Genomic DNA, 14,639 nt, shown 5'->3' with positions numbered 1-14,639 from the left:
ACCCCGGGGGCGAAGGGCGACCCCGCCCGGGGGCTCCCCCCCCCCCCCCCCCCCGGGGGGGGGGGGGGGGCCCCCCCCCCCCCCCGCCGGGCAGCAGAGGCGGCTGATGCGGTTGCGTGGGGTTCGGCGCGGTCACAGACCACCGGTGAACAGCAGCCGGTTGGGCGAGTCCTTGGAGATCTTCTTGACCACGTCCTTGGTGGACTGCTTGATGATCCAGTCGGAGACCGTCCTGGCGTCCGCCGTCGGGTGGGCCGCCTTGTACAGCGCGGCGACCCCCGCCACGTGGGGGGCGGCCATCGAGGTGCCGTTCATGCTGGTGCTGCCACCGCCCAGCAGCGCGGATTCGACCTCGCTGCCGGGGGCGTAGAGCGCCAGGCACTTGCCGTAGTTGCTGTATTCGGTCTCCTGGTCCGCACGGTCGGTCGCGCCGACCGTGATGACCTTCTCCGCGCCCGCGGGCGAGACGCCGCAGGCGTCCTCGGCGGAGTTGCCGGCCGCGATGACCGGCAGGACCCCGCTGGCGAACACCGCGTCCGCGGCCGCGTTCGCGGAGACGGAGCTGGTGCCGCCGAGCGAGGCGTTCAGGACGGCGGGCTGCCGGGCGTTCTTGGCGACCCAGTCGAGTCCTGCGATGATCCCGGACCAGGCCCCGTTGCCCTCGCAGTTGAGCACCCGGACGCTGACCAGCGTGGCCTCGGGCGCGACCCCGTACGTCGCCCCGCCGGCCGTGCCCGCCACATGGGTGCCGTGGCCCTCGCAGTCCCGCCCTTTGCGGCCGTCGCCGATCGCGTCGAACCCGAACACGGCGCGCCCGCCGAACTCACTGTGCGCGTAGTCGATCCCGGTGTCGACGACGTAGATCGTGGCGCCCTTGCCGGTGCTCTTGGCCGCGAACTGGCCGTCCAGCGGCAGACCCCGCTGGTCCGACCGGTCCAGCCCCCAGCTCGCGGCCTGGACCACGCCGTGGGACCCGTGCGCGTCCTGAGTGCGGTTCCTGCCCGTTGTGCTGTGCGCGTAGACCCTCGCGTCCTCCTCCACGGCGGCGACCCCCGGCAGGAGCCGTACCGCCTCCAACTGGCTCGGATTCAGCATCGCGGAGAACCCGCGCATGGCCCGGTTGTACGTGTACCGGGGCTTCACCCCGCTCTGCCGGGCGATGTCGGCAGGGTCGGCACCGGCCTTCAGCGAGACGATGTAGCTGCCCTTCACCGCCTCGGCCGAACGGTGCAGTGGTGCGGGGACCGGGCCGTCCGTGCGGTCCTCGGCCGCGGCGGTCCCGGGCACGGCGGCGGACAGGGCGAGCAGGGCCGCGACCGCGCAGCGCGCGAACAGTCGCATGGATACTCCCATCGGATTGGTGATGATCCTGTCACCGTCTTTTCGGCCCGGCTGCGGCGGTGCTTGAGCCTTTGTCAGCCGATCGCCGCAGCGCGCCGCCCGCGTCACCGGCAGATCTCGCCCCGGCTCGGGCATTCACCCGTGCCGTCCCCGTCACCCCCCGCGTACGGCCTCGGCGCCAGGCGCCGGGCGGTGGTGAGGCTCCACCGTCCGAGCGCGATGAGCGGCGCGGCGGAGGCCACGTCGATCCCGAGCGAGGGGTGTACGACGCCTGCTGCGGCGAGGGCGTCGCGTAGCTCGTCGCGCACCAGCTGCGCGCCTCAGCGGTGTCGTCGTCCACCATGCGTGCTGCCTCCGTGGCGTAGTTTCACGTTCGCCGCCCCGGCCACTGGTTCTTCGACGACACCATCACCGGCCCGGCCAAGAACGGCACCGACGGCAAGAGCAACGCCGTGGTCGTCAAGGGCCGCAAGATGACTGCCGCGGAGAAGAAGTCCTGCTCCGCCGAGGCGCATGAGGGCCGGGCGTTCGTCCAGCAGCGCTGATTCACCGCTTGCCGCACGCGTGAAGACCTTCTGCCCCGTCCCGGTGACGGGGCAGAAGGTGCAGGTCTCGTCGGGGCGGTACGAGGCCCTGCGGGCGGTGTCCGGTGAGCTGCCGCCAGGTCACCCGGACCCGACCCGGGCGAGCCGTCCGGCGCCCCGAGTCCACAGGGGCGTCGGACACGGGCCGGCTCGATCGGCGTGGCGGCCGTCGGCCCGCCCGCTCACCCGCGCGCCAGCACCTCCCGCAGTGCCTCCGCGAACTCCTTCGGCCGGCCGATGAAGCCGCCGTGATCGCCGGGGAACTCGACCGGCGGCGTGCCGAGGCGCTCGGCGAGCGCAGCGGACGTGCGGTACGTGAGCAGGCCGCCGGAGTCGACGCCGATGCCGACGACGACATGGGCCGGGGCGGCCGCGAGGGCGGAGATGTCGGGCACGTAGTGGGCGGTGCCACGGAGTTCGTGGTCGAAGAAGCGGGCGCTGTTGGCGAGGTCCTGCTCCGAGGGTTCACCGGGCGGCGGGGTGGGGGCGTCACCGTCGCCGCCACCTGCCTCGAATCCCGCGTTGGCCATGAACTTCATCCATGCCGCCCCCACCCCGTCCCGGTGGTAGGTCTCGATGATGTCCTCGGTCGCGGCGCGCTGCTCCGCGGCGTCGGGGAGCAGTTCCAGCAAGGGAGGCTCGTGGGCGATGAGCGTCCGCACCCGCGCGGGGTGCCGCGCGACCAGCGCGAGGCCCGTCACCGCGCCGCCGCTGCTGCCGAAGACGTCGGCGGACTCGGCGCCGAGGGCGTCGAGGAGCGCGACGACGTCGTCCGCCCGCAGTTCGGGGGTGGAGTCCTGCCCGGGATCGTCGAGGACGCTGCGCGCGATCCCGCGCGGGTCGTGGGTGACGACGGTGTGATCGCCGGCGAGCGCGTCGGCCAGCGGCACGAAGTGCGCGGCGTCCATCGGCGCCCCCAGGACGAGCAGCAGCGGCCCCGTACCGCGGACCTCGTAGTACAGGCGTCCGCCGGGGATGTCGAGGGTGTGGGTGGTGGTCATGGCCGGTGGTCCTTCCAGGCGTGGTCGTCCGTGGTCGCTGTGACAGAAGGGGAGACTCCCGCAGACGGGAAAACTCATCGACAGCGGGCCACGACATGTCGGCTGGACCGGGACGATCCCTGGCACGATCCGATGGATGAGCCCTTGCGCCTTGCGCCTTGCGCCCGGTGCCCGGTGCCCGGTGCCCGGTGCACCGTGCCCCCGCCCCCACCCGCCCCGCATCACGCGCCCCGCTCTCCGCGTGGGGCCGCTCTGTTGCCGGTGGGGGCTGAGAGGCGGACACTGAGGGTGAGAGTGACGTGGAGCGGCGGGCAGCTTCGTCGCGTTGCTCCGCGCCGAGGCCCCACGTGTGAAGGGGTGGCTTCGTGAGCACTCCGTTGCAGATCTTTCTTTCCGAGCAGGGAGCGGAAGCCGAACGGGTGGACAAGCTCGCCGGATACCTGCGCGAGGAACTGCTCGAACTCGACGTGGACGACGTCACCACACTCCGGAGTGCCGAAGTCCCTCCGGGGGCAAGGGCGTTCGGAGCGGCTGAGGTAGGTGCGCTGCTGGTCACACTGGGCTCTTCCGTCAGGGCCCTGGAGCAGGTCATGTCGGCCATCCGCGCCTGGTGGGGCCGGACCGACAGACGTCTGTCGCTTCGCCTGGTGATGGACGACGATGTGATCGAGATATCCGAAGCGTCCCAGGACCAGGTGACCGCCGCGTTCGACCTCTTCGTCGAACGGCACAACCCCGTGCGGAACCCTCCCTCATGAACGCATCCCGGCATGCGCTGATCATCGCCAACGACGCCTATCTCGACGAGGGGCTTTCGCAACTGCGCTCGCCGGCTGAGGACGCCGCGGCTCTTGCGGGAGTCCTCGGCGACCCGGAGATCGGCAATTTTGATGTGCAAGTGGCGAGGAACGAGCCATGGCACGTGATCACCAGGCGGATCGAGGACTTCTTCTCGGAGCGTCGCCCGGGAGATGAACTGGTCGTGCACTTCTCGTGCCACGGCCTGAAGAGCGAATCCGGGGAGCTGTACTTCGCCGCGGTGGACACCAAACCGCGCCGACTGGTCTCCACCGCGGTGTCGGCCGACCTTGTTCGTCGCTGTATGTCGGCCAGCCGGGCCCGGAGTGTCGTCCTGTTCCTCGACTGTTGTTACGGCGGAGCCTTCTCGCCCGGGGTGAGGGTCCGCGCGTCGGAAGACATGCACGTACTGGAGGCCTTCTCCGGTCAGAAGCCCGGCGGCGGACGCGGCCGCGCAGTCATCACGGCGTCCAACTCCATGGAGTTCGCGATGGAAGGGGCCAGCCTCTCCGGTCATCCCCACCCGCGACCATCGGTATTCACCAGCGCGCTGGTCAACGGGCTTTCCACCGGCGAAGCCGATCTCGACGAAGACGGACAGATTTCCCTCGATGAACTCTATGACTACGTCTTCGACCGGGTGCGTGAAGAGAATCCGCATCAGACGCCGAGTCGGAACATCGACTTCCAAGGGCCTGTGTACCTGGCGCGTAGTCGCAGGAAGCGGATCGTACCGGTACCTCTTCCGAATGGTCTGAAAGCTGCGGTTTCCAGCTCGGACACGTACACCCGCCGTGGGGCCGTCGCGGAACTCGGACTCCGGTTGGAGAGCCCGAGTCTCGAAATTGCGGCGGGTGCCAGGGACGCCCTCGCTGAAATGGTCCGGAACGACATAAAGTTCATCGCCGATGAGGCCGGCCGCGTGCTGCGGAGAGCTGCGGTGCGTCCGGTCCCGGAGCGGGCGGACTTCGGCCCTGTGGCGCAGAATTCAACCGCACCGCACATCTCGGTCCAGCTCGCGGGCCCTCCACTCGCCCAGGCCTGTACGCCGCGCGCGGAGGATGAGCGGATCCACGTCCAGGTGACCCCGCAGGGGCTGGACGTTTCGGTGGACACGTCTCGGCCCGGCCCGCTGAGCGGGGATGTCCGACTCGCGGGAGGCATAGGCGAATCCGTCCTTCACGTCGACGCCGACATCGTGGCTCCGCGCCTCGAACCGCCCCTGCCGCCCCCCAAGGAGCCGCCCAAGGTGCCCCCCAAGGAGCCGCTCACGGGCCCGCGGGAGCCACGGCGGAAGCCCGCCCCCGAGGCGTCGCGAGCTTGCGCACTGGCGGTCTGCGCCCTCGTGGCCGCTGTCGCCGCGGTCGTCTTCATGGCATTGGGGATCACTGCGGGCGTGGCCACCGGGGTGACCATCGCGGATCTGATGCGGACGGGCTACGACTACAAAGGCGCGGTGGGGGAAACGAAGGCACTCACCTCGGACGTGCTCAGGTCCGCGGTGCTCTGCCTGGTGACGGCCGGAGCCGCACTCGGGTTCTCCTACGCCGCGAAGCGCCACGCCCAGGCGGCCGCTACGGGGTCTGCCGGCCAGGGCAGGCGGCTGACCGCGAAGTCCCTGGCCGCGATATCGAAGGCCTCGGCCGTGGTGGGCATGGCCCTTTCCGTGATTCTCATCCTCGGGGTTCTGGTCCTCGACTCCACCGTGTCCTGAACGCAAGACCTGCTCGCGTAGGTTGTCGGCATGGCCGAGTGGGACAAGTGGGACGTCAAGAAGCTCCAGATCCTCCGGACGCTGCGGGACCGCGGCACCGTCACCGCGACCGCGGAGGCGCTGCTGATGACGCCGTCGGCCGTGTCGCAGCAGTTGACCAATCTCGCGAAGCAGCTCGGCGTCACGCTGCTGGAGGCGCACGGACGCCGTGTCCGGCTCACGGACGCCGCCCACCTCGTACTGCGTCATGCCGAGGCGGTGTTCGCGCAGTTGGAGCGGGCCGACGCGGAGCTGGCCGGGTATCTGCAGGGGGAGGCCGGGGAGGTGCGGGTCGGGGCGTTCTCGACCGCCGTGCCCGCGCTCGTCGTGCCCGCCGTGCAGCGGCTGCGGACCGCGTACCCCGCGCTGGAGGTACGGGTCCGGGAGGCGGAGGCGGCCGAGGCGTACGAGCTGCTGTCCGCCGGGGACGTGGACCTCGCGCTGTCGCTGGCCGCGCACGCGCCGACGGCCCGGGATCCGAAGTTCACCCGCGTACCGCTGCTCGCCGATCCGCTGGACGTGGCACTGCCGGCCGGGCATCCGAGGGCGGCCGAGCCGGGGCTGCGGCTGGCCGATCTGTCGGAGGAGCCGTGGATCTTCGGAGGCAGCGGACCCTGGTCCGAGATCACGCTGGCCGCGTGCGAGGCGGCCGGGTTCGTTCCGGAGCAGGCGCATTCCGCGTCCGGGTGGACCGCGATTCTCGCCATGGTGGAGGCGGGCATGGGGGTCGCGCTCGTACCGCGCATGGCGGCCGCGGAGCGGCGCAGCGGGGTCGTCATGCGGGTGCTCAGCGCCGACCAGCCGCGCAGGCATGTCGTGGCAGCGGTGCGGCGGGGCGCGGAGGAGGGGGCGGGGGTGGCTCATGTGCTGGAGGCGCTGCGGGGGGCCGCCGGGGCCCGCTCCGAGACCATTCAGATCTCCTGAAGTGAATGTGCGGAAACATTCGATGGACCTGGTCGGTCGAGCGGCGGCACCGTCGTACACATGACAACCGACGCGCATGCCGCAGACCCGCACGCCGCAGACCCGCACGGCAACGACGCCGCCCCCTACCCCGGCGGCGACCCCTACGCCGACTACCGCACCGGCGACTTCCCCTTCACCGAGCTCGTCGACCTCGCCGACCGGCGCCTCGGCGCGGGCGTCATCGCCGCGAACGACGAGTTCTTCGCCGAGCGCGAGAACCTCCTCGTACGGGAGCGCGCCGTCTTCGATCCGGAGCGGTTCGGGCACAAGGGCAAGATCATGGACGGGTGGGAGACCCGGCGGCGGCGCGGCACCGCGGACGAGCCCTTCCCCGCGGCCGACGATCACGACTGGGCCGTCGTCCGTCTGGGCGCGCCCGGCGTGATCCGCGGCATCGTCGTCGACACCGCGCACTTCCGCGGCAACTACCCGCAGCGGGTGTCCGTGCAGGCCACCGCCGTCGAAGGGGCCCCGGGCCCCGAGCAGCTGCTCGCCGACGACGTGAAGTGGGAGGAGCTCGTTCCGCCCACCCCCGTACGCGGTCACGCGGCCAACGGGTTCGCCATCCGCTCCGAGCGGCGCTGGACGCACATCCGGCTGTGCCAGCACCCCGACGGCGGCATCGCCCGCCTCCGTGTGCACGGCGAGGTCGTGCCGGCCCCCGCCTGGCTGGAGCTTCTCGGGACCTTCGACCTCGTCTCCGTGCTCAACGGCGGGGTGTACGAGGACGCTTCGGACCGGTTCTACTCCTCGCCGACGCAGATCATCCTGCCCGGCACGTCCCGGAAGATGGACGACGGCTGGGAGAACCGGCGCCGCAGGGACCGGGGCACCAACGACTGGGTGCGGTTCCGGCTCGCCGCCCAGGGGGCCGTCCGGGCCGTCGAGATCGACACGGCGTATCTGAAGGGCAATGCGGCCGGCTGGATCGCGCTCAGCGGCCGCGACGGCGAGACCGGCGAGTGGTTCGAGATCCTCCCGCGCACCCGGCTCCAGCCCGACACCCTCCACCGCTTCGCGCTCGCGGCGCCGGCGGTCGCGACGCATGTGCGGCTGGACGCGTTTCCGGACGGCGGGGTGGCGAGGATGCGGCTGCACGGTGAGCTCACTGAGCAGGGGGCGAGTGAACTGCACGAGCGCCACGCACGGTTGACGGGCTGAAACCCCGCTGACGCCCGGCCGACGGCAGCGGCCGGGCGTCAAGCGTCTCAGGCATTTCGGGCGACGGCCATCATGGGCACCCGGTCCGGGTGTGCCACGGCCGAGGCGACCTCCTTGGGAGTGTGACCGGGGACGGGCCGCAGTTGCCAGCGGGCGAGGATCGTCGCCAGTGCGATCGTCGCCTCTGTCCAGACGAACGCGTCCCCGATGCACTTGCGGTTGCCCGCCCCGAAAGGGGCATAGGCCTGTCGGGAGATGCCGGCCCGGCGCTCCGGCAGCCACCGGTCGGGGTCGAATCGGTCCGGGTCGTCGTAAAGACTCGGGTCGCGGTGCATGGCATAGAGACTGAAGGCGACCTCGGTGCCGGCGGGGAAGGCGAACCCGCCGAGTTCCACCTCTTCCGTGGCACGGCGCATGAGCAGGGTGACGCCGTGCAGGCGGATCACCTCGTCGAGCACCCGCCGGACGGCTTCGAGTTTCGGAACGTCCTCGATGGTCACCGAGCGGTCACCGACGACCTCCTCGATCTCGGCCACGAGTTGCTTCTCGACCTCAGGGTGATGAGCCAGCTCATGGAAGGTCCAGGCGAGCGTGGAAGCCGTTGTCTCGGCGCCGGCGAAGAGGATAGTGCTCAGTTCGTCTCGCACCTCCGTGTCGGACAGCGCCTCGCCGGTCTCCGCGTCCTGCGCGGCAAGCAGCACCGTGAGCAGATCGTTGTGTTCGGTCCGCCCGGACCGGCGCGTGGTGGCGACCACGTCGTCGATGACCTCGCGCAGATTTGCGGCCGCGGCGTCGAAGTCACGGTTGGCACGGATCGGCAGGCGGTCGAGGATCTTGGGGGATGCCGCCCGTATCAGCATGTTCTTCAGAACCACTGGCAGGTTCTTGCGAACGGCCTCAACTGCAGGCAACCCTATGTCCGTGGAGAACAGGGTCTTCGCCAGGGTTTCGACCGCGTATCCGGCCATCGCCTGTTCCATCTCGACGTGCTGGCCCGGCGTCCATGAGTCGGCCAGTTCACGTGCGTTGTCGCTCATGATCTCGGCGTACATCGAGATGCGCTGCGGGTGAAACATCGGCTGGATCAGCCGGCGGTGTCTGCGGTGCACCTCTCCGTTCGCCGTCGCCAGACCGTTGCCCGCGAGCGGGCGCAGTCGGTCGAACAGCCGGCCCTTCTCGAAATGCCGCGCCTTGCGGACGGTGACCTCGTGAACCAGTTCGGCGGAGGTGACGATGTAGACCGGCATGGTGCCCAGGTTCACCTGGACCAGGTCGCCGCTGCCGCGCAACGACTTGAGGAAGCCGAGTGGGTCGCGCCACAGCTTCAACGCGTGCCCGAGAAGGGGGACGGCGCCGGGAGCGCGGGGGACCGATTGCAAGCCAACTGACACCGGAGAATCCTTAGTTTCTACGCGGCGCGCTGCGCGGGCACGTGGCCGTGGCGCGTCGCGGTCTCATCGGGAAGGAGGTTCCACCACCAGGAGACGGCGGGGATGTCCAGCGGCTCGCGGCTGTCGTCGGTGGGGGTCGCGCGGAACACCGAGGGGATGTTCGCGGGGTCCTCCGGCGTGGTGTAGCGAACGGAGCTGACGCCCCAGTCCTGGGCGCCGCGGATGAAGGAGGCGAGGCTGGCGAGGTACTGCCGCAGCTGCGGGCTCCCCTCCTCCGACAGATACGCGCTCAGCCGCATGAAGAGGCACATCACGCGGTCCCGCTGGGCGATCGCTGTCGTCAGGGCGCGCTTGGGCGTGAGGCCCTCCTGCTCCAGCACGCGCAGGACGTTGAGGTAGTAGCCCGTCCCGCTCCGCTCCTTGTGGTGCGAAAAGATGTCGTTGTCCCAGGTGATCACGAAGGACGCCATCTCGGCGGCGGCGCGCACCGCCGTACGGTCCCGCTCGTGCGGCTGGAGTTCGTAGCCGTAGCCCATCTCCAGCATCGGCAGCACCACCGAGGTCGCACCGTCGTACAGGCGCATCAGGGTGTAGTCGTTGAGATCGGGGACGGTGCCCGTACGGCGGTGGGAGGCTTCCCAGACCACGGAGAAGAAGTACTCGCGCAGGGCGTCGACCCAGCGGGCGGTCTGCCCGGCCGTGCCGTAGCGGGTGACTCTGAGGCGCAGGTCGCGCAGTCCGGCGGCCAGCGGGTCGTCGAGCATCATCGGGGCCTCGGGATTCTGCGCGACGCGCAGCAGACCGTGCAGCATGCCCGCCAAGTCGCCTGGCCGGTGGCCGAGTTCCCCCTCCTCGCAGTGTCCGTCGTCCACGCCGAACAGCCACAGCACGAAGTCCGCAAGGAGGGAGACGACCTCCTGGCGGCCATCCGGGAGTATCCGGGCGGCGAACGTGCCGATGTCCTGTGTCACGAGCTTGCCGCGTAGTTCCTCGGAACCGATACGAAACGTTTCGGCCCAGGCTGCGGTCTGGACGTCTATCTCCGCATGGCGTGGATGTATCGCCGGTGGGATGGGAGAGAAGATCGGCGGAACTATGAGCTCGGGCCCCACGTCGGCCTCCCTCTTGTCAGGGTGCGACGTGTCACAGCCGTAACACGCGTAACTCGCACCTCAGAGTGATCAACTATGGCGCATAGTAGCCACCCGAATCGGCCGTTCCAATAGGACGATCTCCCTGCAATACAGCAGCAATACGGCCATCGTGGAGATGTTCAGTACCGCGAGCGAAAGAACCGCCTCCACCAAGGCCCGCGCCCCTGGTCACCGGTGGCACGCCCCTCCGGGGCGGACGGGGCGGGCACGGAAACCGTGTCCGGCAGCGGGCCTGGCATCGTCGACGCGAAGTTCAGCGGCATCTTCGCGCCACTCCCGTCGGTCGGCAGGGGTGGCGTGAACTGGACGGGCAGCGCCTCGAGTCGCTTCGAGAGCCAGGCAGCGCGCTCGCGCAGCTCGCCCTCGGGCACCGCGAGCTGCATGTCGGGCAGGCGGGCGAGCAGCGTGTCGATCCCGGTGTCCGCGATGGCCCGGCCGATGTCCTGCCCGGGGCACTCGTGCGGACCGCTGCTGAAGGCGAGATGGGCGCGGTTGCCCTGCAGCGGCTTGGCGAGGTCGGGCCGGATCTCCGGGTCGACGTTGCCGGGGGCGAGACCCATCAGCAGCATGTCTCCCGCCCTGATCTGCCTACCGCCGAGGACTGTGTCCCCCGTGGCCCAGCGGCCGGTGATCGCCGAGAGCGGCGGCTCGTCCCACAGCACCTGCTCCAGTGCGTCGGGCAGGGTCATATGACCGCCCGCGAGGTTCGCGCGGAAGCGGCGGTCCGTCAGCACCAGACGAAGCGTGTTGGCGATCAGGTTGACGGTGGGTTCGTTCGCGGCGACGAGCACGAGCCGTAGATGCTCCATGACCTCGTCGTCGGTGAGGGCAGCCGAGTGCCCGATGAGCGAGGTCACGAAGTCGTGCCCTGGCGCGGCCTTCTTGCGTTCGGCCAGCGTGCGCAGCATCTCCACGACGAAGTCATTGCTGGCGAGCGCCGTCTCGCTGCCCTTCATCAGGTCCAGGACGGCGTCCACGAGACGGGGCCCGTACTCTTCGGGCATACCGAACAGCTGAGTCATCACAAGCAATGGCAGCTTTTCGGCGAAGTCGCCGATCAGATCGGCGCGTCCCGTTGCCGCGAACGAGTCGACCAGCTGGTTCGTGTACCGGATGACATAGCGCCTGATCCCCCGGCGGTCGAACCTCTCCAGGCCGTCCCGGACGGCCGAGCGCAGCCGCTCGTGCTCTTCGCCGTCGGCAAAGACGCAGATGGGCTGCCACGCCACCATCGGGAGCAGGGGGGAGTCCGCGGCGACCCTGCTCTCCTGGAACATCCGCCAGAGCCGGGAGTCGTTGGAGAAGCGCGACGGCGAGCGCATCACCTCCAGGTTCTCCCGGTGCCCCAGCACCAGCCACGCCGGCAGATCCCCGTGCAGCAACACCGGCGCCACCGCACCGTGCTCCCCGCGGAGCACCTCGTACAGCGCCCGCGGATCGGCCTCGGCGACCGGGCCGTACAGCCTGTGCAGTTGATCCGGGCTCATGCCGTGGGCCGGGCAGCCCGGCGGCGGGGTGAGTCCGGTGCCGGTCTCGGAACCGGTCCCGGTCTCGGGAGTCGGGGCAGTGGTCATGACGCCTCCTGCGTCGTGGCAAGGGTCTGCAGATACCGCATCAGCGTCATCAGGACGTCCCGGCTGGACGCCCGCTGCCGCGCGTCGCACCGCACGATCGGCACCGACTCCGGCAGATCGAGCGCGCCGCGCAGCTCCTCGACGGGGTGACCGGGCGCGTCCGGGAAGGAGTTGACGGCCACGACGAAGGGCACGCCCCGCTCCTCCAGGCGTCCGATGACGTCGAAGCTGACCTCGAGGCGGCGGGTGTCGACCAGCACCACCGCACCCAGCGCGCCCTCGAACAGGCCGCGCCACAGGAACCAGAAGCGCTCCTGTCCGGGCGTGCCGAACAGATAGAGCACCAGCTCCTCGTTGATGCTGATGCGGCCGAAGTCCATCGCGACGGTCGTCGACGTCTTGCCGCCGATGCCGGCCGTGTCGTCGATGCCGACGCCGGCCTGGGTCATCGTCTCCTCGGTGGTCAGCGGCCGGATCTCGCTGACCGAGCCGACGAGGGTCGTCTTGCCGACTCCGAAACCGCCCACGATCACCACCTTGACGGCGGCGGCGGCGGTCGCCGGCAGCACATCCTCGCTCCGCGGCCCAGTGGTCCGCGCGGGCTGCTCAGAGCCTCTGAAGTCCATCGATCACTGCCTCAATCAAAGCGCGGTCGGGGAGACGGGCGGGTGGGACGGGCGCGCGGGCGATCACCCGGTTGTCGGCGAGCAGATCGCCGAGCAGGACGGTGACGACGCTGACCGGGAGCCCCGTGTACGCGGAGATCTCGGCGACGGACAGCGGCGCCTGGCACAGCTGGGTGATCGCCGCGTGCTCCGGCTGCATACCGGGCTTCGGCCGGGACCTGGCCACGATCAGCGTGACCAGGTCGAGCTCGACGGGGGCCGACGACGTGCTGCGGCCGCCGGTGATCACATAGAGCCGCTCGGGACTGGCCTCTTCCCAGTCCCCGCCGCCCGGGTGGCTCACCTGGCCGGCCCGTCCTGGCGGGGCGGGCTGCTCAAGTGCTCGCCGATCCGCAGGACGAGGTCCCGCATCCGCTGGCCCATCAGCCCGGCGTCGACCCCCTCGCCGGCGAGTACGGCGAGGAACGCTCCCGCTCCGGCCGCCATCAGATAGAAGAATCCGCCGTCCATCTCGATGACCACGAGCCGCATCCGGCCGTCGCTGTACGGGAGTTCGGAGGCGACGGCGCCCGCCAGGGACTGCAGTCCGGCGCAGGCGGCGGCCAGCCGGTCGGCGGTGTCGGTGTCCGTGCCGTACTGGGCCATGCGCAGACCGTCGGCGGAGAGCACGACCACATGTCTGGTCTGCGGCACTCCTTCCGCGAGGTCCTTGAGCATCCAGTCCATGTTGGCCTGCTGCTGAATCATGGCTGCGTGTTCCCCTTGCTAGCGTCGGTGGCCTCACCGGAGAGACCGCTCTGGAAGGCGGCCAGCCACATTCCGGGCTGCACCTGTGGTGTGGGCTCCTGGTCGGGAGCCGCGGTGGGCGTGGACGACGCCGGCGTGACGGAGGCGGCGGGCGCAGCGGCGGCGAGCGGGGTGGCGGGCGGGGTGGCGGGCGTCTTGCGACGCCGCTGCGGGAGGCCGTTCGGGGTCCGCTCGACCACGACCGGTACGGGGTCGTCGGCCACCGGACCGGTGACCGCGCGCTGCACCGGGGCGGCAGGCGCAGCCGGGGCCTGGGCCGCTGCCGGAGCGGGCGCCGTCGCCGTCGTCGGGACGGCCGCGGTGGCCGGGAGCGTCGTCAGGGGTACGGACGATGCGCCGATGCCGTGGGCGAGGCCGGTCGCGGACGCGGACGTGGTGATCATCTCCTGCGGGACGATCAGGACCGCGCGGACACCGCCGTACGCGGAGGAGCGCAGCGAGACCTGGAAGCCGTACGCCTGTGCCAGCCGGCCGACCACGGCGAGGCCGAGACGCGGGGTCTCACCGAGGTCGTTGAGGTCGATGCCCTGCTGGGCCTGGCGGAGCATCCGCTCGGCCCGCTTGCGGGCCTCCTCGCTCATGCTGACGCCGCCGTCCTCGATCTCGACGGCGATGCCCGACTGGACGTCGACGGCGGTCAGATGGACCTTGGTCTGCGGAGGTGAGTAGCGGGTGGCGTTGTCGAGCAGCTCGGCAAGGGCGTGGATCAGCGGCTCGACGGCGGGGCCGACGACGGCGACCTCGGTGACGGAGTGCAGTTCGACGCGCTGGTAGTCGATGATCCGCGACATGGCGCCGCGCATGACGCTGTACAGCGGCACGGCCCGGCTCCACTGGCGGCCGGGCCGCGCACCGCCGAGTACGGCGATGGAGTCGGCGAGCCGGCCGATCAGCGCGGTGCCGTGGTCGAGGCGGAGCAGATCGCCGAAGACGTCCGGCGCCTTGCCGTGCCGGTCCTCCATCTCGCGGAGTTCCTGGGCCTGCTGGTGGACGATGGCCTGGACGCGGCGGGCGATGTTCACGAAGGCGCGCTGCGCGGACTCGCGCAGGTCCTCCTCGGCGACGACGGCGTCGACGACCGTGCGGACGACGGCCCGGTGTGCCTCGGGAGCGGTGAGCGAGGCCAGTACGTCCTCGGGGAACTCTCCCTTGCGCAGCCGGTCCACGACCTCGGGCAGCAGCGTCCCGGCGAGGTGCGCGGTCTCGGCCGCCTGGCGGGACAGCACGGCGTCGCGTTCGGCGACGGCCTGCCGCAGGGCCTCGATCGCCCGGCCGCGGCGGGCGGCCTCGGCGCTGATGGCCGCGACCGCGACGGCGGCGACGGCACCGATGACCGCGACGGGGACACGAGCCGGAGCGGAGACGAGTGCCACCGCGACGGCGGTGGCGACAACTGTCAGAGCAGCGGGCAGCAGCCACCCGAAAGAGGCCGCGGATCGCGGACTTCCACTTCCGGGCGACGATTCCTCACGGACCATCAGCA

Annotated in this window: 14 protein-coding genes; 4 read left to right on the top strand and 10 right to left on the bottom strand. The window is 70.7% G+C overall.

What is annotated here, in order from left to right:
- Positions 1-132: 132 nt before the first annotated feature.
- From AC0699_RS09380 to AC0699_RS09370, 3 genes are all read right to left on the bottom strand, one after another.
- Positions 133-1,341, bottom strand: a complete 1,209-nt coding sequence (locus AC0699_RS09380; protein ID WP_478657660.1) for a S8 family peptidase — start codon at positions 1,339-1,341, stop codon at positions 133-135.
- 104 nt (positions 1,342-1,445) lie between these two features.
- Positions 1,446-1,649, bottom strand: coding sequence for a hypothetical protein (locus AC0699_RS09375; protein WP_478657657.1), 204 nt, complete (start codon positions 1,647-1,649; stop codon positions 1,446-1,448).
- Positions 1,650-2,107: 458 nt separating this feature from the next.
- Complete coding sequence (locus AC0699_RS09370) at positions 2,108-2,926, bottom strand: alpha/beta fold hydrolase (RefSeq protein WP_478657654.1); 819 nt, start codon at positions 2,924-2,926, stop codon at positions 2,108-2,110.
- 365 nt (positions 2,927-3,291) lie between these two features.
- Here AC0699_RS09370 and AC0699_RS09365 point away from each other — a divergent pair, with 365 nt between their 5' ends.
- The 4 genes from AC0699_RS09365 to alc are packed head-to-tail and all read left to right on the top strand — an operon-like array spanning position 3,292 to position 7,604.
- Entirely contained in the window at positions 3,292-3,684 is a 393-nt protein-coding gene (locus AC0699_RS09365) for a hypothetical protein (RefSeq protein ID WP_478657652.1), read from the top strand.
- A complete protein-coding gene (locus AC0699_RS09360) occupies positions 3,681-5,438 on the top strand; it encodes a caspase family protein (protein ID WP_478657649.1) in 1,758 nt (585 codons plus the stop codon). Before AC0699_RS09365 ends, AC0699_RS09360 begins: the two co-directional genes overlap by 4 nt.
- Positions 5,439-5,468: 30 nt before the next feature.
- On the top strand, positions 5,469-6,401 hold the full coding sequence (locus tag AC0699_RS09355) for a LysR family transcriptional regulator (RefSeq protein WP_478657647.1): 933 nt from the start codon (positions 5,469-5,471) through the stop codon (positions 6,399-6,401).
- Between the two features lie 60 nt (positions 6,402-6,461).
- Positions 6,462-7,604, top strand: a complete 1,143-nt coding sequence (alc, locus tag AC0699_RS09350; protein ID WP_478657644.1) for an allantoicase — start codon at positions 6,462-6,464, stop codon at positions 7,602-7,604.
- Positions 7,605-7,651: 47 nt separating this feature from the next.
- Here alc and AC0699_RS09345 read toward each other — a convergent pair whose 3' ends face one another.
- From AC0699_RS09345 to AC0699_RS09315, 7 genes are all read right to left on the bottom strand, one after another.
- Entirely contained in the window at positions 7,652-8,995 is a 1,344-nt protein-coding gene (locus AC0699_RS09345; protein WP_478657641.1) for a cytochrome P450, read from the bottom strand.
- A 17-nt stretch (positions 8,996-9,012) separates the two neighbouring features.
- Positions 9,013-10,107, bottom strand: a complete 1,095-nt coding sequence (locus AC0699_RS09340; RefSeq protein ID WP_478657638.1) for a selina-4(15),7(11)-diene synthase — start codon at positions 10,105-10,107, stop codon at positions 9,013-9,015.
- Positions 10,108-10,268: 161 nt separating this feature from the next.
- Positions 10,269-11,723, bottom strand: coding sequence for a cytochrome P450 (locus AC0699_RS09335; protein ID WP_478657635.1), 1,455 nt, complete (start codon positions 11,721-11,723; stop codon positions 10,269-10,271).
- Positions 11,720-12,349, bottom strand: a complete 630-nt coding sequence (locus AC0699_RS09330; RefSeq protein WP_478657632.1) for a GTP-binding protein — start codon at positions 12,347-12,349, stop codon at positions 11,720-11,722. The genes AC0699_RS09335 and AC0699_RS09330 overlap by 4 nt, the downstream gene beginning before the upstream one ends.
- The gene (locus AC0699_RS09325; protein ID WP_478657629.1) at positions 12,330-12,692 is read right to left on the bottom strand and encodes a DUF742 domain-containing protein; all 363 of its coding nucleotides are present in this window, start codon (positions 12,690-12,692) and stop codon (positions 12,330-12,332) included. Before AC0699_RS09325 ends, AC0699_RS09330 begins: the two co-directional genes overlap by 20 nt.
- Positions 12,689-13,096 (bottom strand): roadblock/LC7 domain-containing protein, encoded by a 408-nt coding sequence (locus tag AC0699_RS09320; RefSeq protein ID WP_469771899.1) that lies wholly within the window; start codon positions 13,094-13,096, stop codon positions 12,689-12,691. The genes AC0699_RS09325 and AC0699_RS09320 overlap by 4 nt, the downstream gene beginning before the upstream one ends.
- Complete coding sequence (locus tag AC0699_RS09315) at positions 13,093-14,634, bottom strand: ATP-binding protein (protein WP_478657946.1); 1,542 nt, start codon at positions 14,632-14,634, stop codon at positions 13,093-13,095. The genes AC0699_RS09320 and AC0699_RS09315 overlap by 4 nt, the downstream gene beginning before the upstream one ends.
- Positions 14,635-14,639: the final 5 nt, after the last annotated feature.

Source organism: Streptomyces sp. NPDC043870 (genome assembly GCF_056435785.1).
This window is presented reverse-complemented; position numbering and strand designations above follow the sequence as displayed.